18 protein-coding genes are annotated in these 21,192 nt (G+C 58.3%); 11 read left to right on the top strand and 7 right to left on the bottom strand.

Annotated elements, in window-relative coordinates; all coding sequences use genetic code 11:
• Positions 1-13: 13 nt before the first annotated feature.
• Genes ACXHXG_RS13125 through ACXHXG_RS13115 form a run of 3 tightly spaced genes read left to right on the top strand, consistent with a single transcriptional unit; the run spans position 14 to position 3,736 of the window.
• Positions 14-826 carry an NAD-dependent epimerase/dehydratase family protein gene (locus tag ACXHXG_RS13125; RefSeq protein ID WP_104826127.1) on the top strand — a complete coding sequence of 271 codons (813 nt, stop codon included), beginning with the start codon at positions 14-16 and terminating at the stop codon, positions 824-826.
• Between the two features lie 9 nt (positions 827-835).
• Positions 836-2,029: an NAD(P)/FAD-dependent oxidoreductase gene (locus ACXHXG_RS13120; RefSeq protein WP_457899536.1), complete on the top strand. Its 1,194-nt coding sequence runs from the start codon at positions 836-838 to the stop codon at positions 2,027-2,029.
• 21 nt (positions 2,030-2,050) lie between these two features.
• Complete coding sequence (locus tag ACXHXG_RS13115) at positions 2,051-3,736, top strand: thiamine pyrophosphate-binding protein (protein ID WP_457899535.1); 1,686 nt, start codon at positions 2,051-2,053, stop codon at positions 3,734-3,736.
• A 51-nt stretch (positions 3,737-3,787) separates the two neighbouring features.
• Here ACXHXG_RS13115 and ACXHXG_RS13110 read toward each other — a convergent pair whose 3' ends face one another.
• Together ACXHXG_RS13110 and ydiJ are read right to left on the bottom strand one after the other, a co-directional pair.
• A complete protein-coding gene (locus ACXHXG_RS13110; protein WP_104826130.1) occupies positions 3,788-4,519 on the bottom strand; it encodes a FadR/GntR family transcriptional regulator in 732 nt (243 codons plus the stop codon).
• 78 nt (positions 4,520-4,597) lie between these two features.
• Positions 4,598-7,636 carry a D-2-hydroxyglutarate dehydrogenase YdiJ gene (gene ydiJ, locus ACXHXG_RS13105; RefSeq protein WP_457899534.1) on the bottom strand — a complete coding sequence of 1,013 codons (3,039 nt, stop codon included), beginning with the start codon at positions 7,634-7,636 and terminating at the stop codon, positions 4,598-4,600.
• 97 nt (positions 7,637-7,733) lie between these two features.
• On the opposite strand from ydiJ, the gene ACXHXG_RS13100 reads away from it, so the two are divergent.
• The 4 genes from ACXHXG_RS13100 to ACXHXG_RS13085 are packed head-to-tail and all read left to right on the top strand — an operon-like array spanning position 7,734 to position 10,783.
• Positions 7,734-8,483 (top strand): SDR family NAD(P)-dependent oxidoreductase, encoded by a 750-nt coding sequence (locus ACXHXG_RS13100; protein WP_260304692.1) that lies wholly within the window; start codon positions 7,734-7,736, stop codon positions 8,481-8,483.
• Positions 8,476-9,216 (top strand): SDR family oxidoreductase, encoded by a 741-nt coding sequence (locus tag ACXHXG_RS13095; protein ID WP_260304693.1) that lies wholly within the window; start codon positions 8,476-8,478, stop codon positions 9,214-9,216. The genes ACXHXG_RS13100 and ACXHXG_RS13095 overlap by 8 nt, the downstream gene beginning before the upstream one ends.
• A 48-nt stretch (positions 9,217-9,264) precedes the next feature.
• Positions 9,265-10,590, top strand: a complete 1,326-nt coding sequence (locus ACXHXG_RS13090; RefSeq protein WP_260304694.1) for a DUF3422 domain-containing protein — start codon at positions 9,265-9,267, stop codon at positions 10,588-10,590.
• 10 nt (positions 10,591-10,600) lie between these two features.
• Positions 10,601-10,783, top strand: coding sequence for a hypothetical protein (locus ACXHXG_RS13085; RefSeq protein ID WP_260304695.1), 183 nt, complete (start codon positions 10,601-10,603; stop codon positions 10,781-10,783).
• Between the two features lie 38 nt (positions 10,784-10,821).
• Here ACXHXG_RS13085 and ACXHXG_RS13080 read toward each other — a convergent pair whose 3' ends face one another.
• Positions 10,822-11,844, bottom strand: coding sequence for an Ldh family oxidoreductase (locus tag ACXHXG_RS13080; protein WP_260304696.1), 1,023 nt, complete (start codon positions 11,842-11,844; stop codon positions 10,822-10,824).
• A 60-nt stretch (positions 11,845-11,904) separates the two neighbouring features.
• Complete coding sequence (locus ACXHXG_RS13075; RefSeq protein WP_457899533.1) at positions 11,905-12,933, bottom strand: trans-3-hydroxy-L-proline dehydratase; 1,029 nt, start codon at positions 12,931-12,933, stop codon at positions 11,905-11,907.
• 204 nt (positions 12,934-13,137) lie between these two features.
• Here ACXHXG_RS13075 and ACXHXG_RS13070 point away from each other — a divergent pair, with 204 nt between their 5' ends.
• Positions 13,138-13,836 carry a GntR family transcriptional regulator gene (locus ACXHXG_RS13070; protein WP_457899532.1) on the top strand — a complete coding sequence of 233 codons (699 nt, stop codon included), beginning with the start codon at positions 13,138-13,140 and terminating at the stop codon, positions 13,834-13,836.
• A 608-nt stretch (positions 13,837-14,444) separates the two neighbouring features.
• The gene (locus tag ACXHXG_RS13065; RefSeq protein ID WP_283053240.1) at positions 14,445-15,446 is read left to right on the top strand and encodes a glycine betaine ABC transporter substrate-binding protein; all 1,002 of its coding nucleotides are present in this window, start codon (positions 14,445-14,447) and stop codon (positions 15,444-15,446) included.
• A gap of 61 nt (positions 15,447-15,507) precedes the next feature.
• Here the strand turns inward: ACXHXG_RS13065 and ACXHXG_RS13060 are convergent, their stop codons facing one another.
• Positions 15,508-16,440, bottom strand: a complete 933-nt coding sequence (locus ACXHXG_RS13060; protein WP_457899531.1) for a LysR substrate-binding domain-containing protein — start codon at positions 16,438-16,440, stop codon at positions 15,508-15,510.
• 252 nt (positions 16,441-16,692) lie between these two features.
• Between ACXHXG_RS13060 and ACXHXG_RS13055 the strand changes: the two genes are divergently transcribed.
• Positions 16,693-17,820 (top strand): alcohol dehydrogenase family protein, encoded by a 1,128-nt coding sequence (locus tag ACXHXG_RS13055; protein ID WP_457899530.1) that lies wholly within the window; start codon positions 16,693-16,695, stop codon positions 17,818-17,820.
• Positions 17,821-17,834: 14 nt separating this feature from the next.
• Entirely contained in the window at positions 17,835-18,950 is a 1,116-nt protein-coding gene (locus ACXHXG_RS13050; RefSeq protein WP_457899529.1) for a mandelate racemase/muconate lactonizing enzyme family protein, read from the top strand.
• Between the two features lie 90 nt (positions 18,951-19,040).
• Here ACXHXG_RS13050 and ACXHXG_RS13045 read toward each other — a convergent pair whose 3' ends face one another.
• Together ACXHXG_RS13045 and ACXHXG_RS13040 are read right to left on the bottom strand one after the other, a co-directional pair.
• A complete protein-coding gene (locus ACXHXG_RS13045) occupies positions 19,041-20,093 on the bottom strand; it encodes a proline racemase family protein (protein WP_457899528.1) in 1,053 nt (350 codons plus the stop codon).
• 84 nt (positions 20,094-20,177) lie between these two features.
• Positions 20,178-21,191, bottom strand: a complete 1,014-nt coding sequence (locus ACXHXG_RS13040) for an Ldh family oxidoreductase (RefSeq protein WP_457899527.1) — start codon at positions 21,189-21,191, stop codon at positions 20,178-20,180.
• Position 21,192 lies beyond the last annotated feature (1 nt).

The raw sequence follows: 21,192 nt of genomic DNA, 5'->3' as shown, positions 1-21,192 counted from the left end.
AGGACGAATTCTCATGACCGACTACAAACGCACGCTTCTGACCGGCGCCGCCGGCGCTCTTGGAACACAGCTCCGCAAATCCGGAACGAAGCTCGGCAAGATCGTCCGACTTTCCGCGCGCAATTCCTGCGAAAACCTCGAGCCGCATGAAGAGGATTTTCCAGCAGACCTCGCTGATTTCGATGCGGTTTCCAGGGCCGTCGAGGGCTGTGAAGCCATCATCCACATGGGTGGCCAGGGCTTGGAAGCACCCTGGAAGACCATTCTCGATGCCAATATCGTCGGCAGTTACAACATCTACGAGGCGGCGCGGCAGCACGGCGTCAAGCGCATCATCTATGCCAGCTCCGTTCACGCCATCGGCTTTTACGATCGGACGGAAACCATCGACGGCAACGTGCCGACCCGCCCCGATAGCCTTTATGGCGTGTCGAAGACGTTCGTCGAGAATCTCGGCCGGTATTATTTCGACAAGTTCGGCATCGAAACCGTGAGCCTGCGCATCGGCTCGTCCTTCCCGGAGCCGACCGACCGACGCCATCTCATCACCTGGCTTTCCTATCGCGATTGCCGCCAGCTCGTCGAAAAGAGCCTGTCGGCCGAGCGCGTCGGTTTCATGGTTGCCTATGGAATGTCCAACAATAGCCGAGCGTTCTGGGATAACCGCACGGCTGCATCCCTTGGTTACAAGCCGGAAGACAGCGCCGACGACTACGCGGAAAAAGTGTTCGCAAAGACCAAGCAAGGCGATCCGAACGATCCCGCGGTGCGCTTCCAGGGCGGCAGCTTCGCGGCGGCTGGCCACTATGAAGACGAGCATAAGTGAGGCGAGCCGATGCAAGCTTCCAGATCGGCATATGACGTGATCATCGTCGGGGGCGCAGTCGTCGGCAGCTCCGCAGCCTATTTTCTCGCGACCAATCCCGACTTCAAAGGATCGATCCTCGTGATTGAAAAGGACTGGACCTATCAGCGCTCGGCAACGGCGCTGTCGTCCAGCTCGATCCGGCACCAGTTCTCGAATGCGATCAACGTTAAGGTCTCGCAGTTCGGCACGGAATTCATCCGCAATTTCAAGGAAAATGTCGCCGTCGATGACGACACCCCCGAAATCGGCTTCCACGAAGCGGGCTATCTTTTCCTGGCCGAAGACGAGCGTGGCGAACAGGTCCTGCGCCGTAATCATGAAACACAAATCTCCTGCGGGGCGGAAGTAACGCTTCTCGATCCGGAAGGCTTGGGCCGGCGATTTCCCTGGCTTAATCTCGAAGGATTGACGCTCGGCAGCACCGGTGAGCGCGGCGAAGGCTGGTTCGACAGCGTCGGTCTGCTGCAGGGCTTTCGAAAGAAAGCGCGCTCGCTCGGCGTCGAGTACATCGAAGACGAAGTCGTTGCTGTTGACAGGGAAGGAGACCGCGTCGTTTCCGTATCGACGAAGAGCGGCCAGACGATCGCCTGCGGCATGATGGTCAATACGTCCGGTACCAACGGCAAGAAGGTCGCGCGGATGGCCGGGCTCGACGTCCCCGTGGAGCCACGCCGTCGCTCTCTCTTCGTTGTCGACTGCCGCACGCCCTTGGAGGGTAAAGTTGGCCTGACCATCGATCCGACCGGCGTTTTCTTCCGCCCGGAAGGCAAGTTCTATCTGATGGGCACCTATCCGAAACACGATCCGGAAGTGGACCCGAACGATTTCGACGTCATGCATGACGAGTTCGACGAGGAAATCTGGCCGATCCTTGCAAACCGCGTGCCTGCCTTCGAAGCGATCAAGGTGGTCAACTCCTGGGCCGGTCACTACGACTATTGCACCCTCGATCACAACGTTGTTCTCGGTCCCCACACGGACGTCAAAAACTTTCTCTTCGCCAACGGCTTTTCGGGCCACGGTTTGCAACAGTCGCCTGCGATGGGCCGGGGCCTGTCGGAGCTCATCACCTATGGGGGGTTCAAGACGCTCGATCTTGCGCCTTTCGGCTACGAACGGGTGGTAGCGAACCGACCCTTCCTCGAAGACGCCGTCATTTAACGAACAAGATAAGGGAACCCCATGAGGTACGAAACTTCAAAGCGCAGCGGCGGCCAGGTCCTGGTCGATGCCCTGCGGATCCACGGCGTCGATCGCGTGTTCGGTGTGCCGGGCGAAAGCTATCTTGCCGCGCTCGATGCTTTTTATGACGCAGAAGGTGCCATCGAATTCGTCATCTGCCGTCAGGAGGGCGGGGCGTCCTATATGGCGGAAGCCTATGGCAAGATGACGGGCAAGCCCGGCATCTGCTTCGTCACCCGCGGCCCGGGCGCAACGAACGCTTCCATCGGCGTGCACACTGCCTTCCAGGACTCCACGCCGATGATCCTGTTCATCGGCCAGGTGGCGCGTGACCAGATGGAACGTGAAGCCTTTCAGGAGATCGATTACCGGCGCATGTTCGGTCAGATGGCGAAGTGGGTGGTTGAGATCGAGGATGCGGCCCGCATTCCCGAATTGATCAGCCAGGCATTCCATCGCGCTGTCAACGGGCGCCCCGGCCCGGTGGTTGTGGCACTGCCGGAAGACATGCTGACCGACATGGTCGACGTTGCCGACACGCCGGCCTACCGGCGCGTCGAGGCCTATGCCGGCGAGCCGCAATTGCAGGAATTGCAGGCACTCCTGTCCAAGGCCAAGCGTCCGATGGCCATCGTCGGTGGCGGCGGCTGGACGCAGCAGGCGGTGGCGGATCTGAAAAGCTTCTCGGAAACTTTCAGCCTGCCGATCGCAGCCTCCTTCCGCTGCCAGGACCTCTTCGATAACACGCATGCGAATTATGCCGGCGACCTCGGGCTGGCGGCGGGGCCGAACCTGATTCAGCACGTTAAAGACTGTGACCTGCTGATCTCGATCGGTGCCCGTCTCGGCGAAATGACCACCGGCGCCTATAGTTTGATCGACATTCCGGTTCCGAGGCAGACGCTTGTCCATATTCACCCCGGTGCGGAAGAACTGGGTCGCGTCTACCACGCGACATTGCCGATCAACGCCAGTGTCGCGGGCTTCCTGTCCCAGGCGGTGAAGCTCAAGCCTGCAGCGGCACCCGCCTGGACCGATTGGACGGCGGCGGCGCATGCCGACTATCTGGAAAACCTCAAGCATCCGCAGGTTCCGGGTCCTGTCCAGATGGGCGCTGTAATGGAATGGCTGCGCGGCCATCTGAAGCCGGACGCGATCCTGACGATGGGGGCAGGCAATTATACCGCCTGGGCGCACCGCTTCTATCAGTACCGTACCTTCCGAACCCAGCTTGGTCCGACCAATGGCTCGATGGGTTACGGTGTCCCGGCTGCGGTCGCCGCGAAGATCACTGATCCTTCGCGAACTGTCGTGGCCTTCGCCGGCGATGGATGTTTCTTGATGAACGGACAGGAGCTGGCGACCGCCATGCAATATGACGCACGCGTCATCTTCCTCGTCATCAACAACGGCATGTACGGAACAATTCGCATGCATCAGGAGCGCAACTATCCCGGCCGTGTGTCAGGCACCCGGCTGACGAACCCGGATTTTGCCTCGCTGGCCCGGTCCTATGGGCTGCACGGCGAAACCGTGGAGGTGACGGAGGATTTCGCCGGCGCCTTCGAACGCTGCGAAGCATCGGGCAAGCCGAGCCTGATCGAAATCCGGATCGATCCGGAAGCGCTGACGCCGAAGATGAGCCTTACGCAAATTCGCGATCAGGCAATCGCACAGGGCAAATAAAAAGACGATGCGCCGCCCGGCAAACGGGCGGCGCAGGCCACTTTTTCTCCGCTACTGCTCCGTTTCGCTGCTCACAGGCTCATCGAGCAGCGCGCGATAGCGATTGAGGCTTTCTTCCAGATGGGTTGCCAGCGCACTTTTTGCCGCCTTGGGATCGCCCTGAGTAATGGCGGACAAAATAGCGGCGTGTTCCTTGTTGATCTTCTTCAGATAGGTGCCGTAGTTGCGCGCGGATTGACGATGCTTCAGCAGCAGATCGAAATTGATCCTCTCGATCACCGCTTCCAGAAAGTTTGGGAAATGTGGATTGCGGGTGGCGCGGGCAATGGCGAGGTGAAATTCGAAATCAGCGCGCGCTTCGACTTCCGCATCTTCCGTTGCAAGCGTTTCAAGCCGATCATAGGCGCGTGCAATCTCGGCAAGAGCTTCCGGCGTACGCCGCGTAGCGGCGAGCGCAACGGACTGCATCTCCACACCAAGCCGGAGTTCGAGGATCTGCATGGCCGAGCGGATGTCCTCGATGCGGCCGATCTCGAAATTGAGGGCCTTGGCATCCTTTTCGCTCACATAGACGCCGGCGCCCTGACGCGCCGTGACCCGGCCTCCCACCTTCAGGGAGGTGAGCGCCTCGCGAATGACGGTCCGGGAAACGCCGAACTCTTCGCAAAGCTGCGCGCTTGACGGAATCTTCTCGCCGGGCGCATAAAGACCGGAATCGATGCGCTCACTGAGTTTCGCAACAACGATTTCCGCGAGATTTCCCCGTTGCGTGATGATCGACACCTGATTTGCTCCGATTTTCCTGGGCCGAATTTAGCACATATCACATATCATGCCACATTTGATCGCGGCATGGTCGTGCTAATCTGCAATTATTTCATTCAGCACTTCAAACGGATGCGAGATTCTTTTGTGATCTATCTGCTTGACTTGAGACCGGCATGAATAACCTGTGGCCATCAGCATGTTGGTTTTATCCTCGGCTTCAATCTCGCGTTTCCAGCTCATTGCATAAAGCCGCTCCGAGATGGCGCGGTTGCGCGCTTCATGGCCGAAGGTGCCTGCCATGCCACAGCAGCCGACGTCAGCCGTCTGAAGTTCGATGCCTAACCTTCCGAACACCGCTTTCCATTGCCCCAGGGAAGCGGGCGCGTTCGTGCGTTCCGTACAATGGGCCAGCAATCGGAACCTCTTGCCTTCGGCGGTCGATGGCAGGGCGCCGAGCCTGTCGACATTGGCCGTTAGCCATTCCTGCGGCAAGAGGACGGTTGCCTTCAGCTTCGCACCGACCGCGCTTTTGTATTCGCTGCGATAGGCAAGTGTCATCGACGGATCGAGGCCGACGAGAGGCACGCCGCTATCGGACAGGCGATTGAAATAAACGGCGGATTGCCCTGCAGTCCTCTCAAAGCGGCCGAGATAGCCATGGACATGCAACGCCTTGCCGTTGGTATGATGGGCGGCGAGAAAGGGCGACAGGCCCATTTTCCGCGCCAGTTTTATCGCAGCGACGGCAACTTGCGGGTCGAAATGCTCCGTGAAGCTATCGGGAACGAAAATGACGCTCCGTTTCCGTTCGTCAGGCGACAAGGCTTCGATCCGGCTGGGGGTCGCGATCGGCACGCCCAGGCGGGCAGCCTCTCGCGCCAGGGAGAGGCGTGGAAGCAGCGGCAGCGCCGTCAGCCCGGCGACATGCATCAGCTTCTGGCCCACAAGCGTTCCCACGAATAGGTTGTATGCGGGACGCATCCGAACCATCAAGGGCAGAGTGGTCTCGATGGTCGCGACGAGCAGATCCTTCATGGGGCGCAGGTAGCGTCCGTAATAAAGCTCCAAAAACTTGGAACGAAACGATGGGACGCTGACCTTGACGGGGCATTGGCCGGCGCAGGCCTTACAGGCCAGGCACGTGTCCATCGCAGCGCGCACCTCATGCGAGAAGTCATCCCGGTTTTTGGGATTGAGTGAGTTCAAGGCGCGCCGGGCGAGATCAAAAACGGGATTGGCGCCGCGCGCCCGCTCTGCTTCCCTGCGCGGATCGACGCCCTTCTCGGCAAGGAGCCGCAGCCATTCCCGCATCAGTGCGGCACGGCCTTTTGGAGAGAAGCGTCGGTCGCCTGTCGCCTTATAGGAAGGGCACATCGGGCTTGCTTCGTCAAAGTCGAAACAGGCGCCGTTGCCGTTGCAATAGGCGGCATTGTCGAAGGCGGCGCGGATCTCGTTGCCGAGAACGCGGTCGACGCTGCCGCGAAGCGGCACCTCGTCTATTTTCAGAAGCGGTTCGTTTGAAGGCGCCGCGATCTTGCCGGGATTAAGCCGGTTCTCCGGATCGAATGCCCGCTTGATCTCCTGCAGGCAGGGATAGAGGTCGCCAAAGAATTCCGGCACATATTCCGAACGCACGCCCTTGCCGTGTTCGCCCCAAAGGACGCCGCCATATTTGCGGGTGAGCGCCACCACTGCGTTGCTGATGTTGCGCACCAATGGGACATGATCTGCGCGGGTTAGGTCGAGCGCCGGTCGCACATGCAACACGCCGGCGTCGACATGGCCGAACATGCCGTATGAAAGGCCCGCACCGTCCAGCAATGCACGGAACTCGCGAATATAGGCCGCGAGGTTTTCAGGGGGAACAGCCGTATCTTCGACGAAGGGCACGGGCCGGACCGGCCCTTCCACATTGCCGAGCAGGCCGACGGCGCGCTTGCGCATCGACCATATCGCTTCGATCTCGGCATGGCTCCGCACCACCGTGTAACCTCTTCGGCGTGCATTTGCACCGGTATCGATAGCTGCGGTTATCTCGGATAACTTGCGTTCAAGCTCGTCCTCATCATCGGCGAGAACTTCCGCGATATTGATCCCGTTTGCCGGTCCGATTGCATCATCGGGGAAAAACCGGGCAATGCTGTTCCAGACAATGTCGCTCTTGGCGAGCTTCAAGACCGTCTCGTCGATCGTTTCTACCGAAGCGACTTTGAGCGCCGCCAGGGTCCGGGCATCCTCCAGCGCCGTATTGAAATCGCCATATCTGATGTTGATCAGCGCGGCGTGGGCCGGAAGCGGCAAAAGATTGAGCTCCGCCTCGGCGATCATCGCCAATGTTCCCTCCGAGCCGCAGAGAATGGCGTTGAGGTCGAAACGCCCGTCGGGATGCCGTATGTGGGCGAGATCGTAACCGGTCATATAGCGATTGAGGTTCGGAAAGACCTCGGCGATCCGGTCGTGCTTTTCTCTAGCGATCCGGTCGACCGTCCTGTGGATCTCCCCGATCCGGTCCTGGCGCGCTGCAGCCTCGGCGAGCGCGGCCGCATCCAGTGGGCGCGACCACCATTCGGAGCCGTCGACGAGTACGATACGCAGGCCGAGCACATGGTTGCTGGTCTTTCCATAGAGGCAGGAGCCCTGGCCGCAGGCATCGGTGGAGACCATGCCGCCGATGGTGGCGCGGTTGGAGGTGGAAAGCTCAGGCGCAAAGAAGAGGCCGTATGGCTTTAAGGCGCGATTCAACTGATCCTTGACGACGCCGGCCTGGACGCGAGCAACCCTTCGGACCGGATCTATGTCCAGTATGCTGTTCATATGCCGCGAACAGTCGACCACAACGCCCGATGTCAGCGATTGTCCGTTGGTGCCGGTGCCGCCGCCTCGCGGTGCAATCGCGATCGTGCGGAAGGCCGGTTCCGAGAGGACGGTTGCGACAATTTTCAGATCTTCGGCGCCCTTCGGAAAAAGAATGGCTGCGGGCTCGACCTGATAGATGGAATTGTCGGTCGCAAAAACCGTCCGCGCCGCGGCGCCGGTTTCTATGTCACCGTTGAAGCCTGCTTCAATGAGCCGTTCGAAGAAACTGGCCGGGGGCAGGGGCGTGACGAAATTCGCCCGCAGACGTGGAATCATCGGAAAACCTTTATAAAGCGCTTGAGCTTTGTCAAAGTTGGCATATAAGTGATAACATACAAATTAGGTGACGCAACGCAAAACAACGAGGTGGAACTTGAAGAACCAAACCGCAATCATCGTCGGTGGCGCATCTGGTCTCGGGCTGACGACAGCGAAGCTTATGATCTCTCATGGTGCAACCAAAATCGGCCTGATCGACCGCAATGAACAATTGCTGGCTTCGTCCGCGCAGGTGCTGCGTGCTCTCGGCGCAGAGGTGGCGACGGCGGTCGCCGACATCTCCCGCGCCGAAACGGCGCATCGGGGTTTCAACGAAATCGTCGGGCAGCTTGGTCGCATCCATGTCCTCGTCAACAGTGCCGCGATTTATCCGCGTCGGCCGATTCTCGAAATCACCGATGAGGAGTGGGATCTCGAAAACGCCATCAACGTCAAGGGCACCTATCACATGATGGTAGCTGCCGTACTTCATATGCGCCAGCATGTGAATGCTCCGGAAGTGACGGGACGCATCGTCAACGTCACCTCGGTCGACGCCTTCAAGGCACATCCCCAGAATGCCCACTATGCCGCGACCAAGGCAGCCGTGGTCAGCCTGACCAAATCTTTCGCTCAGGAATGCGCCAAGGATCAGATTCTCGTCAATTCGGTTGCGCCGGCCGGCTTTGCGACCGATCGCGCCAAGGAACTTGGCTTCCTGCCGGAACTGGCCAAGGCCAGCGCGCTTGGCCGCGCAGCCGAGCCGGTCGAAATGGCGGAGTGGATCGTCATGATGGCATCAAGCCGCAACACCTATGCCACCGGTGAAAACGTCGTCATCAGCGGAGGCTACATCTATGTCTGATGTCTATCGCACCGTGGTCGTAACCGGAGCGACCAGCGGTATCGGCAAGGCGATTGTCGTCGCTCTTAGGCAACGCGGATTCACGGTCTATGCCGTCGGCCGCAACGAAGATGTGCTCAAGCAACTCTCCGAGACCAGCGGTGCGATCCCGATCAAGGCGGATGTGCGCGATACGCAGAGGATCGCCGAAGCGCTGAATGGTATAGAGGTCGATATCCTCATCAACAATGCCGGCATCCTGTCGACCCGCGCATCCTTCCAAGAGATCGATCCCGACGAGATCGACGCGATGATCGATGTTAACCTGAAGGCGCCGATGCGTCTCACAAGGGCGGTTGTGTCTGGCATGGTGGAACGCAGGCGCGGTCATTTGATTTTCATCGGCTCGATCGCGGGGCGGGCCGCTTTCCCGAATTCATCGGCCTATGGCGCCTCCAAAGCCGGCTTGAGCCTGTTCTGCGACAATCTTCGTCTTGATTTGCTCGGGACATCGGTGCGCGTCAGCGAGATCGTCCCCGGACGTGTCGAGACCTCGCTTTACCGCACCTCTATTCCGGATGGTCAGGCGAATGCCGTGCTCTATGACGGCTATCGCTCCATTCAGCCTGAAAACATTGCTCGCGTGGTCGAAAATATCATCGATCTGCCGATCTTCGTCGACGTCTCGCGTGTCGAGGTCTATCCGACGGATCAAGCAGCGGGCGGGGGAACCATGGTCAAATTCCAGCAGTGAGAGCAGACGTATCTCCTTGATTTCTGTTCGGTATCTGGAGGGGAACCGATGGCAGACAACACTGCAATTGAAAGGGCGGCGCCCATGCTTTCGCCCCATGAGGACCGGGCGTTTGTGCTTGAGGAGGTACATGCCCGGCCGTTCAGGCCGATCGAAACGCCGGCACGTCTTTTGCATTTCGCGTTTCTTTCAGCGGGAGCCGAACGGGACACTGAGCGCGAAGCGCTTTCGCTTTACTGCCAGGAAAACGGCCACGACGCCATTCCGGCCAATGCCAGACATCATCGCGTGTCGTTTGGCGATATTCATCTTCGTTGGGAACGGCACAGCGAATTTGCGACCTATTGCTGGTATTACAAGCATCCCGCCCAGGCAGATTTTGCTGCGGAACCGGCAACTCTTGCTCCGCAGATGTATGCCATTCTCCAGCCAGGCCCGCACCTCGTCGCCATCGACCTGCACATAGTTGATGTGTCTTCGGCGCCCGATATCGATGCAATGTTCGCAAAGGAGTCCCTTTGCGTCATGACCGCCGAAAAAGGGGGCGTAATAGTTGCCACGGATTTCAAGCCGGACGCCGGCGGCTTCGTCAAAATTCTCGTGGTCAACAATGGCGTGCCCGCCATGCGGATTGGTGCGCTTGCCCAGAGACTGCTTGAACTCGAAACCTATCGAGTCCTCGCTCTATTATGTCTGCCCGAAGCTCAACGTCTGGAGCCGTCCGTGCGCCAGATCGAGCGTTCACTGGTCGATGCAACGCAGGAAATGACGCAAACCGTCTCGCTGGAAGACAACGAAAGCTTGCTGGATAAGCTCGTCGTGCTTGCAGCACGCCTTGAAGCAGGTGCGGCGAAATCCCTGTTCCGCTTTGGAGCAAGCCGCGCCTATCAGAATATTGTTCTCGGAAGGATCACCGCAATCGGTTTCGAACCGGTGCCGGATCGCGAAACCTTTCAGGCATTCCTCAATCGGCGCATGGCGCCGGCGCTTCAAACATGCTTTTCGCTTGAGGAAAGGCAGGTCAACCTTTCGCGGAAGCTGGCGCGCGCGACCCAATTGTTGCGAGCGAAAGTCGATGTGGCGATGGAGCGACAGAACAGGGACATTCTGCAGACGATGAGCGAACGCGCTCAGCTTCAGCTACGTCTCCAGCAGACGGTGGAGGGGCTTTCGATTGCGGCTGTCAGCTATTACGTCGTTGGGCTGCTTGGCTATTTCCTTAAAGGTCTGGCGCATGGAGTCCATGCATTCGATGCGGAACTGGCAATGGGCTTGGCAAGCCCGATAGCTGTCATCTTCGTGGCGACCCTCATCCGCCAGCGCACGAAACACTTCCATTCATCCAGCAATTCTCACAATTACAGCACTCGCTGAGGGTCACATCATGCGCCGCAAGATCGAAAATCAGCCGAACGAAGTCTCAGACCTTGCCGACAATTATGGGCCAATTGCCATCAAGGCGGTGCTTGCCGCCTTCAGCGTGAAGATGCCAAAAGCTGAAAAGACCAACACGGCAGAAGATGATTTTCCACGGCACCCGGACTTTCATGGCTATGAGGTAGACTAACCTTCGTCTTCCCTGCAGAGCGCCGGAAGAACGCCGTTTTATTGCGCGAATGAACGTAGGTGTTCGTAAGTGCTGGCGCTCAGTCGGATGCCATCGCGCTCTGACGCTGCTCGTGTCCTATACCTTCGGTCTGACGGCAGTCGTGTTCCGCCGGACTGCCGGACCAATTCAATCAGATGGGCAACCCGGCTTGCAAATGCGTTATTGTTTCCGCACGTCGGATCAATAAGGATCAGAGCCTGCCCGGTTTTCGGGGTTTCTGCACCGGGATGAGTCGAGAAATCGACCTCCGTTGAAAATTGACCACCCGTTAGCCCAGATGCCAGAACCTCCACCATGAGTGAAAGGGCGAAGCCCTTGTGGCCGCCGAACGGAAGAAGAGAACCGCCCGCAAGAATTCTTTTCGGGTCTTCGCTCAAGAGGCCCTCGGCATCGACTCCGGTGCCCGGCGGAACGTTATGGCCCTCACGCGCCGCGATCCGCAGATCGCCATTCGACATTGCGCTGGTCGCGAAATCGAAAACGAAGGGATCAGCGCCAGCAACCGGTGTTGCAAAGGCGATGGGGTTGGTTCCCATGATCGGCTTCGCACTTCCCGGAGGCGCAACGCATGCCAGTCCGGACACCATCGAAAGTGCGACGAAACCCTTTCTAGCAAAGGGTTCAAGATCTTGCCAAAGCGCACTGAAATGATGCGAGTTCCGGATCGCGAGGACTGCCGCGCCGTATCTTGAAGCCTTTTCGATCAACAGCGGCGTGGCAGCCGCTAGTGCCGGTTGAGCAAAGCCGTTCCTGGCGTCGACGCGAATGAAGGCCTCGCCGCCATTTTCGATGGTAGGCAATGCCTTACCATCCACCCAGCCGCTCCCAAGCGTAGCAACATAGCCAGGGATACGAAACACGCCATGGCTCATGCTGCCGTCGCGTTCACATCCGGCACAGTTTTCAGCCAGGATCGCCGCATTCGCCTCGGAGACGCCGAAGCGAACGAAGATCTTGACCAACAGCAATTTCAGATCGCCAAAGCTGATACGGATGGAGTCTTCTGGATTTTCTATCATCCGATTAATCCTTCGAGACTGGCGTATGGCTCGACATATATCAATGGCAAGATTTGCCTCCTAGATATCAATGGGCCAAGTGTCCGAGAGGCGATAACCCGCTTGAAATGGGTCGCTAGGATCGACCATTAGCTGTTTCGTACCGATCACCCATGCCCGGCCTGAAATGATCGGATTGATGCCGAGCTTGCCGTTGATGTCAACTTCACTGTCGATGCTGCAATGGAATTCCGTATCGAGCAACGAGGTGCCCACGAACTTGTCGCCTGGCTTCATTTGGCCCTTTGCATGGAGAATTGCCATTCGCGCCGAGCATCCGGTCCCGCAAGGGGAACGGTCGATCTTACCCGGACGTATGGCGACGGCATTCTTGCCCCAAAGCACGCCGTCCTTCATGACCACAGGATCGGTGATTTGGCAGAATGAGATGTGGCCCCAGTCGTTCGCTGGATGCTTGAAGCCAAGCTGTTCGTTCGCGGCTTCTGTGATCTTTACGCCAAACCGGGCGATATCTCGAGCCTGGTCGGGCTGGAGCTGCAATCCCAGCGACGCCGCGTCGACGATGACGAAGCTGTCGCCGCCATAGGCGGTGTCTACAGTCAAGGTGCCAATTCCTTCGACTTCGAGCTTGGCATCGAGCTTATCGGCGAAGGAAGGAACATTCCGCACACGGATACGCTCGGCCTTGCCATTGCGGCACTCTGCCTCAACCTCGATCAAGCCGCCTGGCGGTTCCAGCACCATGCGCGTGATCGGTTCCTGCATCGGGATAATGCCGGTATCGAGAAGGACGGTTGAGACGCACATGGAGTTTGAGCCCGACATGGGTGGGGTATCGGCCGGCTCCATGATGATCCAGCCCATCTGCGCCTTCGGGTTCTTTGGTGGGACAAGAAGGTTCACATGTCTGAAGACTCCCCCGCGAGGCTCGTTCAGGACGAAGTTCCGCAGCGTTTCGTCCTCAGCGATCCAACGAGCCTGATCCCAGACGGTTGCGCCCGGCGGTGGGGCGACGCCGCCGACGATAACATCGCCGACCTCGCCTTCGGCGTGGCAGCTAACAACGTGCACAACCTTTGACGTTCGCATCTTCGTTCCCCATGGATTATGTCACATTCGCATCAATTTCGGATAACGTATACGATCTACGAAAGGCGAGTCAAGGCTGGCTTATGGAAGATGGCGTACGGAAGCATCTGCGACGTTGGACGTCCCGACAAATGCGGAAGCCTTGAGAACAAAAGTGGCCTACGATATTGCTCGCCTATCGAGAACCAAGGACGCGAACCGGGAATGCCGTTTAACTCAGAGCAGGCTACGAATTTGGGAAGCGTCCCAACGGCTTCGGACGTAATCGTCAAGTTCATCCGCGATTCCATCATTGATGGGACGCTCGACGAGGGTGAGCCGATCCGCCAGGACGAAGTCGCCCGCATGTTCAACGTCTCCAAAATCCCTGTTCGGGAAGCGTTGAAGCGCCTGGAGGCCGAAGGTCTCGTCGCTTTCCAGAGAAATCGCGGAGCGGTGGTGACGCCGACCTCCGAGCCGGAGCTCGTCCAGATTTTTGAGGTACGCGCGATCCTGGAATCCAGCGCGATAAAACTTTCAATTCCTCAAATGACAGAGGAGACTTACGCACAGGCGCAAGCATATTGCGACGCGTTTGCTCAGGAAACGGACATCGGACGATGGGCCGAGCTCAATTGGCGTTTTCATTCACGGCTCTATGATGATGCCCACAGGCCGTACATGGTGAACATGATACGGTCGGTGAATGATCGGATCGAACGCTACTTGCGGATTCAGCTCACGCTTTCGAACGGGCATCAAGTTGCCGACGATGAACATCGTCAGATCCTCGAACTTTGCCGCAAGCGGGACGTCGAGGGTGCCGGCAGCCTTGTCTACGCCCACATTATGCGAGCGTGCCAATCCCTAATGGAACACCTTCCTAAGGGCACCGCGTCGGCTCCCGCAACTAAGCGACCCTGAGGCGGACTTCTCCGCGGCGGACGGCGTTCGCCTCGCGATCACGCGTGTTCAGCCATCTCAGCCAGCATCTCTCGAAAATCGCTCCGGCGTTCCCGCCCGGCTGCCGATTCCCTGCGCGTCGGTGCAACGACGGAGAAATTCTGGATCTTTGGCGAAATTCGTTGTTCTGGCAATAGTTTGGAATGTACATTAGAGTACATAAAACAATCAAAGATGAAAATTTAATAGACATAGATGTACATTTTTCTTGTTACGCCGATCCGCTTTTGCTAGAAGCTCTCCCAATCCGCTCGATGGGATGACGGGACGCGTGAGAACGCCGCTGGGGAAGGCCCTCGTCCATCGATGCACGACCGCTGTGAGTTTCCAAAAGAGGAGACGTGATGCGATGCCCATGAAAATCACCGGAAGCGGCGCGTTGTCCGATGACGCTTCAAATGATCTGCCGATGCCAAATCGTCGGCGAGGAGAATGACGCAATCTCCATCGGCTCAGGGCCGGCGTCACGCGCGGCTTTCAATCGATCGATAGACAGATGGGTTAACCTTCGGGACAGGTTCTGCGGCACCCTGTTCCTATCGACTGCCGCTAAGAATAGAGGGAACTCAATGAAGTATTTGCTTGCATCTACATGTCTCGCCGTCGGCTATTTGGGCCTGTCGCTGCCTGCCTCTGCCGCCGGCTGTGGCACCGTCACCCTTGCTTTGCACAATGTTCAAAGCGCGGAAGTCCTGACGTATGTCGATAAGTTCATCTTGGAGAACGGTTACGGTTGCAGCGTGGAAACGATGCCCGGCGACACCGTGCCGTCGACGACGTCCATGGTTGAAAAGAGCGAACCAGACGTCTCGTCGGAGACCTGGGTTGATCTTCTGCCGGAAATCGTTCCCCGCGGCCTGAAGGACCAAAAGATCATCGAGGCGGCAAAGGCGCTGCCGGACGGTGGTGTTCAGGGCTGGTGGATTCCGAAATACGTTGCCGAGGCACATCCGGATATCAAGACGATCGACGATGCGCTCAAGCATCCCGAACTCTTTCCCGATCCTGAAGACTCGAGCAAGGGTGTGATCTTCAACGGAGCCCAGGGCTGGGGCGCAACCGTCGTTACCGCACAGCTCTTCAAGGCTTACAACGCAACCGACAAGGGGTTCAACCTCCTCGACCCCGGCTCCGCGGCCGGTCTCGATGGTGCGATAGCAAAGGCTTACGAACGCAAGGAAGGTTTCATCACCTATTACTGGGCTCCGACTGCGTTGCTCGGAAAGTACGATATGGTGATGTTGAAGTTCACCGTTCCGCAGGATGCTGCCGAGTGGAAGCGTTGTATCACCAATCTTCAGTGCCCGGATCCCAAGCCGGCCGCTTGGCCCGTCGACAACGTCTACACCGTTCTGACGAAGAAGTTTGCCGACAGCGCCCCGCCGGAAGTCCTCGAATACTTCAAGACGCGCGGTTGGAGCAATGCGACCGTCGGCAAGGTGATGGCCTGGGAGACGGAAAACCAGGCAACCGGCGACGAAGGTTCCAAGCATTTCCTCAAGGAAAACAAGGATATCTGGACCAAGTGGGTTCCTGCCGACGTAGCAAAGAAGGTTGAAGCTGCTTTGTAAGTCGTAAGCGAGGGCGCGCGACGCTTCGCGCGCCCTAACTTATCGCCCACCGGCTTAAAGCCTATTTGCCTTTCCGAGGCATTGGCGTATCACGCTCTTGCGCGGCAAGTTTCCTTATCCAGTCTCGAACTGTCTCCGCCGCCACCGAAAGTTCACGGTTACTGTTCCAGGTAAGGTAGTAGCCGCCGGGCGCTGGTATGACGAGATCGGTGAAGCGGACGAGTTCGCCCTTTTCCACGAGCGGCCCGACCAACCGATGCCAGCCGACCACCAGCCCCTGGTCTGCCATGGCAGCCTGCAGCGCCACGCTGAATTTGCCGAAGCGTCTCACATTTGCAGAGCTTGAGGCGACGCCTGCGCGCACCAATACCTCCTCCCAGCCCATCCAATCAGGTTCGACCCATTCGACGTTCAACAACGGAAGGTCACTCAGATCGGCGGTCGTTGCGCCTTGATGCCTTTCTGCAAATGCTGCGCTGCAGACAGGATAGAGGCAATCGTCAAACAAAAACTCCGCCGTCTCGTCGATCCATGCGCCAAGGCCATAGCGGATTCTGAGCTCCACTTCGGCCCGGCGAAAATTCTTGACGTTATCGGAGATCAGGTGATCGACGGTTATTTCTTCAAAGGTCCGCCAGAAGTCCGGCATTCGCGGTACGAGCCACATCGTAGCGAAGACGTCGCTGCAGGCGATCGTCACGTTTCGAGCCTTGTCTCCACGTCGAATGGAATTGATGACATCTGAGGCGCGGGCAAATCCGGTCGCCAGGGCGTTGTATAACTCTTCGGCAGGCGCTGTCAGCGTCACTCCTCTCGCCTTGCGGGCAAACAGCAATACGCCAACATCGTCCTCCATGGCCTTGATCTGCCTGCTCACCGCCCCAGGCGTGACGTTCAACTCGGCGGCAGCCAGCGTGAAACTTCCATGTCGTGCAGCGGCTTCGAAAGCTGCCAGCGCCGTAAGGGAAGGAAGGCCGTAAAAGCGACGAACCAATTGTTTTTCTCCACTGTGGAACCGACACGATACGCCATCGATACCCCGAGAGCGATGGGAAAGGTTGCTTCTCCAAATCATTGGTGGGGTTAGGTTTCCATCGGAAGATGCCGCGGCCGGATTGAGATTAACTCAAAGCATTGCTGAGTTTTAAGTGCGTTGTCTTCAACCCACACATGCCGTTCTCATGGCTGAAGAGCACGCCAATGGTCGGCGTCGCCCAAAGCCTCAAACAAGCAATAGTGGGTGAAGATGAGCCTGAACGAACCTGCAGCCACAAATCAGATTTCGGCGTCTTTGCCGGATCGCATGAGCGGTGTCGAGCTAGTTGGCCACGGTGGATTTGATAAGCTTCAATACCGGGAAGATATTCCGGTTCCGAGGCCAGGGCCTAGTGAAGTACTGATCCGTGTTGCCGCCGCTAGCGTCAACAATACCGATATCAACACACGGATCGGATGGTATTCGAAGGCGGTAAGTACCGGAACGGAAACCGGCGCGACAGAAGGTTTCCAGTCTGCCAAAGATCTCGACGCCAGTTGGTCCGGCACGCCAATGACATTTCCGCGAATTCAGGGTGCGGATTGCTGCGGCCGCATCGTTGCCGTTGGCGAGGGAGTGAACGCGGAACGCCTGGGCGAGCGCGTTCTCGTTCGCAATATGCTGCGGACTTATGTTGAATACCGGCCCTACGAATGTTGGACCTTCGGCTCCGAATGCGACGGCGGATTCGCTCAATATGCGAAGGCGCCGTCTGCGGAAAGCTACAAGGTCGACTGCGATTGGAGCGATGTCGAACTCGCGTCCATACCCTGTGCCTATTCCACGGCGGAGGGCATGCTTCATCGCGCTAACGTAAGCTATGGCGAACGTATTCTGATCACAGGCGCTTCGGGTGGTGTTGGATCCGCGGCGATCCAACTGGCAAAGCGACGTGGCGCCTTTGTCACTGCGGTTGCCGGGCGCGATAAGGCCGATCAATTGCTCGCGCTGGGGGCCGACGAGGTTCTTCCCCGCGGCGAGAATATCGTCGAGAAGCTCGGGAAGGATTCGGTGGATGTCGCTCTCGACGTCACGGCTGGTCCGTCTTTCGGCGAGCTTCTGGAGGTCCTCAAAAGAGGCGGGCGATACGTCGTTGCAGGAGCTATTGCCGGCCCCATTGTCGAGCTCGACGTCAGGACCCTTTACCTCAAGGATCTGTCGTTCTTCGGATGCACATTTCAGGACGACGTCGTGTTCAAGAACCTCGTCGGTTACATCGAGCGTGGCGAGATAAAGCCAGTCATCGCAAAGACATATCCGCTCAAAGACATCGTTCGGGCTCAACAGGACTTTCTGTCGAAAAGTCTCGTCGGAAAGCTCGTGCTCGTCATTCCGTGATTGAAGGATGGACCATGAAAGATTTGAAGATTGCCAAGATCGATGTTTTCAAGGTGGACCTGCCGTATGCGGGCGGAGTTTACCGCCTGTCCGGAGGGCGGGAATATCGAAGTTTCGATGCGACGCTCGTCCGCATTACGGCCAACAATGGCCTCGAAGGATGGGGCGAGAGCACGCCATTCGGATCGACCTGGATTGCCTCCCATGCGCTCGGCGTGCGAGCGGGGATCGCGGAAATCGCGCCGAGCCTCATCGGGCTCGATCCGAGACGTGTCGATCGGATCAACGATGCAATGGATGGAGCACTTGTCGGTCATCTTCACGCGAAGACGGCGATCGATGTGGCGTGCTGGGACGTGTTTGGAAAGGCGGTGGACCTGCCGGTATGCGATCTGCTTGGTGGCCGCACCGATGTCGCCATGCCCGTAATCTCTTCGATCTACATGGGTGATCCCGAGGACATGCGCCATCGGGTCGCACAGCATCGCGCGATGGGCTATATCGCCCATTCGGTAAAAATCGGAGACGAGCCGGCGATGGACGCCGCGCGCATTGCGGCATCGCTTGCTGATAAGAAGCCGGGCGAATTCTTTATCGTGGATGCGAACGGCGGCATGACCGTCGAGACGGCGCTTCGGATGCTGAGATTGCTGCCCGATGGCCTCGATTTCGTCCTCGAGGCACCATGCACTACCTGGCGCGAATGCATTTCACTCAGGCGTCGAACCGATGTTCCCATCATCTTCGACGAACTCGCTACGGACGATGCTACGATTGCACATATCGTCGGCGACGATGCGGCAGAAGGGATCGGGCTGAAAATCTCGAAGAATGGCGGACTGACCCGGGGCAGGCGTCACCGAGACATCTGCGTAGCGGCCGGTCTTACAGTGAGCGTTCAGGAAACGACGGGTTCCGACATCGCCTTTGCCGCCATCGTGCATATGGGCCAGACAGTCCCTGAGAAGAACTTAAGATGCGTGCTTGAATGCCGCGATATCGTATCGATCAAAACTGCTGATGGCCCCTTCGAAGTCGTAGACGGCCGCGTGAGAGCGCCGAGCCTTCCGGGACTCGGAATAACACCGCGCCTTGAGGTGCTGGGTGAGCCGATAGCGAGCTATTGTTAGAGTAGAACCCGCGGGCGACGGCATTTCCATGCCGCCGCCCCTGATCCCAAGGCTCAATAGCTTGAGCCGTTGCTTTCTTTCGTCCGGCAATCAGGCCCAGGTATCTCCCACGGTGAAGCCCTCGATGAAGGGATCGTCATTGTCCACGACGATCGTGTTGATGCCATAGATCCAGCTCGTTCCGCTGACTGTCGGCACCACTGCGTTCCGGTCGCCGATCTTGGCCTCTTCGACGAGCCTGCCGGTATAGATGTTTCCGAGAATTCCCTGATGGCGGAAATCCTGGTTTAGCGGCAGTTCGCCCTTGGCATGAAGCACCGCCATCTTTGCGCATGTGCCGGTGCCGCATGGGCAACGATCCAGCGCACCCGTCCAAGTAGCCGGATTGTCCCATGAGAATTCCCCGGATGCCATGGTGACGGTGTTCTTCCAGTCCGCACGCGGATCGTCTGTTGGGCCGGAGAGTTGCGAAATGGTGATGCCGACGCCAGGATAATCCGGATGCGACACCGGCAATTGTTCGATGGCGGCTTCCCTGATCATGGCCGAAATTCTTGCAATCTCTCTGCCATGCTCCGGCTTGAGCTCCAGCCCGCGGAACTGGCGAACATCCGCAATGGCATAGAACATCCCGCCCCATCCGACGTCCACGGTCACCTTGCCAAGGTGCGGCACGTCGATGACTGCGTCCAGATGCGCGGCAAAGGCGGGCACGTTTTTGAACGTGACGCTCTTCACCTTGCCGTTCTCGCATTGCGCGCTCACCCGGATAAGACCTGCGGGCGCCTCGAGAACCAGCTCCGTGACCGGCTCCTTCATCGGCAGCATCCCCATTTCCAGAAGCACGGTCACAACCGAAATCGTGTTTCCGCCCGACATGACGGGATATTCGATCTGCTCCATGATGATGTAGCCGGCCTGAGCCTCCGGATGGGTCGGCGGCACGATGATGTTGCAGCAATGGGCAGAATATCCACGCGGCTCGCGCAACAACAGTTTGCGCAATTGATCGTCATTGCTCTCGAGCCACTTCATCTTTTCGTAGACCGAATTGCCGGGGATATGGGGTATGCCTCCGGTGACAACACGCATGGGCGTGCCGGCATGCGTATCGATCGCCTGGATGGTGCGTTTGAATGCCATTTTCTTGTTCCTGTACTCTCGGGGTTCGATGGTTCGCGACGATTGGACGGAAGTCTCAGCCAGGGAGCTCCGATCTCTTTTTTGCTAGTTGCGCTCTGCCTGCAGCGACGCAAATCGACTGATGGACTCAAAGACGGTGCGCGGAATCTTAAGCTCCGCCGTCGGGGAGGGCGGGAAAGGAATTCCAGTGACACCGGGAATGAAGACACCGTGATCGTGAAGACGAATGGTCTGCGCGTGAGCACGACGAATGCGCTCGTCTCCGAGACCTGGCATGATCGCAATAATGCTAAGGCCGACAGCGGGAGACGCATTCCCTGATCTGAAATCGGGAGTGTCCAGCGACCATGGCCCTCCGGAGAGGCCCGCGGAAAGCATCTCGACGAACAATGCCACGTTCCCTCCCTTGCGGCCGCCGAACGGCAGCAATGCTCCGGTCAGTGCCTTGGTGGCGTCTTGTGTCGGCTCGCCGTTTTCGTCGACAGCCCAACCGTCGGGGATCGGCTGACCCTGTTCGGCCGCTTGAACAATGTTGACGAAGGCGGTTGCGCTGGAAGCCTGGTCGATGACCAAGGGAAGGGTCTGGTCGCCAAGTGGAAAACCGAATGCCATGGGGTTCGTGCTGTAGACGGCCGCTCCGCCTGGCTTGGGTACCACCATTGCGTTCGCGTTTGTTGCAGCTAGCCCGATAAGACCTTCCCCGGCCAGCCTTCGAACGTAGTATCCGAGCTCTCCCGCGGTGTAGCTGTTGGTCTGCGTAAACACCGCGATGCCTAATGTGCGGGCGGTTTCAACCAGATCCGCAAAGGCAAGGTCAAAGCCGAGCTGGGCAATTCCGCCGTCGGCATCCGAAACCATGAATGCAGGGAAACTCCGTTGCAGACTAGGTTGCGAGTCGCCCTTGATCCGGCCTTCGGCGAAGGCATTGAGGTAATCCACGAAATGCGGGAAGCCCAGCGTTGCGGGACCAAAAAGCGCAGCCGACAATGTTGCGTCGACGAGGGAACGGGCGCTCGCCTGCGACGCACCGGCCGCTACGCAGGCGCGCATTGCGAGTTCTTCTGCTTCCGGCCTACGGAGCGAGACCTCTTCTGCCATA

The sequence above is a fragment of the Rhizobium sp. LEGMi-198b genome, assembly GCF_054114205.1.
This window is presented reverse-complemented; position numbering and strand designations above follow the sequence as displayed.

Excerpts from the sequence above, each read along its gene's own strand:
- ACXHXG_RS13125 (WP_104826127.1), top strand. The coding sequence starts at position 14 with ATGACCGACTACAAACGCACGCTTCTGACCGGCGCCGCCGGCGCTCTT.
- ACXHXG_RS13120 (WP_457899536.1), top strand. The coding sequence starts at position 836 with ATGCAAGCTTCCAGATCGGCATATGACGTGATCATCGTCGGGGGCGCA.
- ACXHXG_RS13115 (WP_457899535.1), top strand. The coding sequence starts at position 2,051 with ATGAGGTACGAAACTTCAAAGCGCAGCGGCGGCCAGGTCCTGGTCGAT.
- ydiJ (WP_457899534.1), bottom strand. The coding sequence starts at position 7,636 with ATGATTCCACGTCTGCGGGCGAATTTCGTCACGCCCCTGCCCCCGGCC.
- ACXHXG_RS13095 (WP_260304693.1), top strand. The coding sequence starts at position 8,476 with ATGTCTGATGTCTATCGCACCGTGGTCGTAACCGGAGCGACCAGCGGT.
- ACXHXG_RS13090 (WP_260304694.1), top strand. The coding sequence starts at position 9,265 with ATGGCAGACAACACTGCAATTGAAAGGGCGGCGCCCATGCTTTCGCCC.
- ACXHXG_RS13085 (WP_260304695.1), top strand. The coding sequence starts at position 10,601 with ATGCGCCGCAAGATCGAAAATCAGCCGAACGAAGTCTCAGACCTTGCC.
- ACXHXG_RS13080 (WP_260304696.1), bottom strand. The coding sequence starts at position 11,844 with ATGATAGAAAATCCAGAAGACTCCATCCGTATCAGCTTTGGCGATCTG.
- ACXHXG_RS13075 (WP_457899533.1), bottom strand. The coding sequence starts at position 12,933 with ATGCGAACGTCAAAGGTTGTGCACGTTGTTAGCTGCCACGCCGAAGGC.
- ACXHXG_RS13070 (WP_457899532.1), top strand. The coding sequence starts at position 13,138 with ATGCCGTTTAACTCAGAGCAGGCTACGAATTTGGGAAGCGTCCCAACG.
- ACXHXG_RS13065 (WP_283053240.1), top strand. The coding sequence starts at position 14,445 with ATGAAGTATTTGCTTGCATCTACATGTCTCGCCGTCGGCTATTTGGGC.
- ACXHXG_RS13055 (WP_457899530.1), top strand. The coding sequence starts at position 16,693 with ATGAGCCTGAACGAACCTGCAGCCACAAATCAGATTTCGGCGTCTTTG.
- ACXHXG_RS13050 (WP_457899529.1), top strand. The coding sequence starts at position 17,835 with ATGAAAGATTTGAAGATTGCCAAGATCGATGTTTTCAAGGTGGACCTG.
- ACXHXG_RS13045 (WP_457899528.1), bottom strand. The coding sequence starts at position 20,093 with ATGGCATTCAAACGCACCATCCAGGCGATCGATACGCATGCCGGCACG.
- ACXHXG_RS13040 (WP_457899527.1), bottom strand. The coding sequence starts at position 21,191 with ATGGCAGAAGAGGTCTCGCTCCGTAGGCCGGAAGCAGAAGAACTCGCA.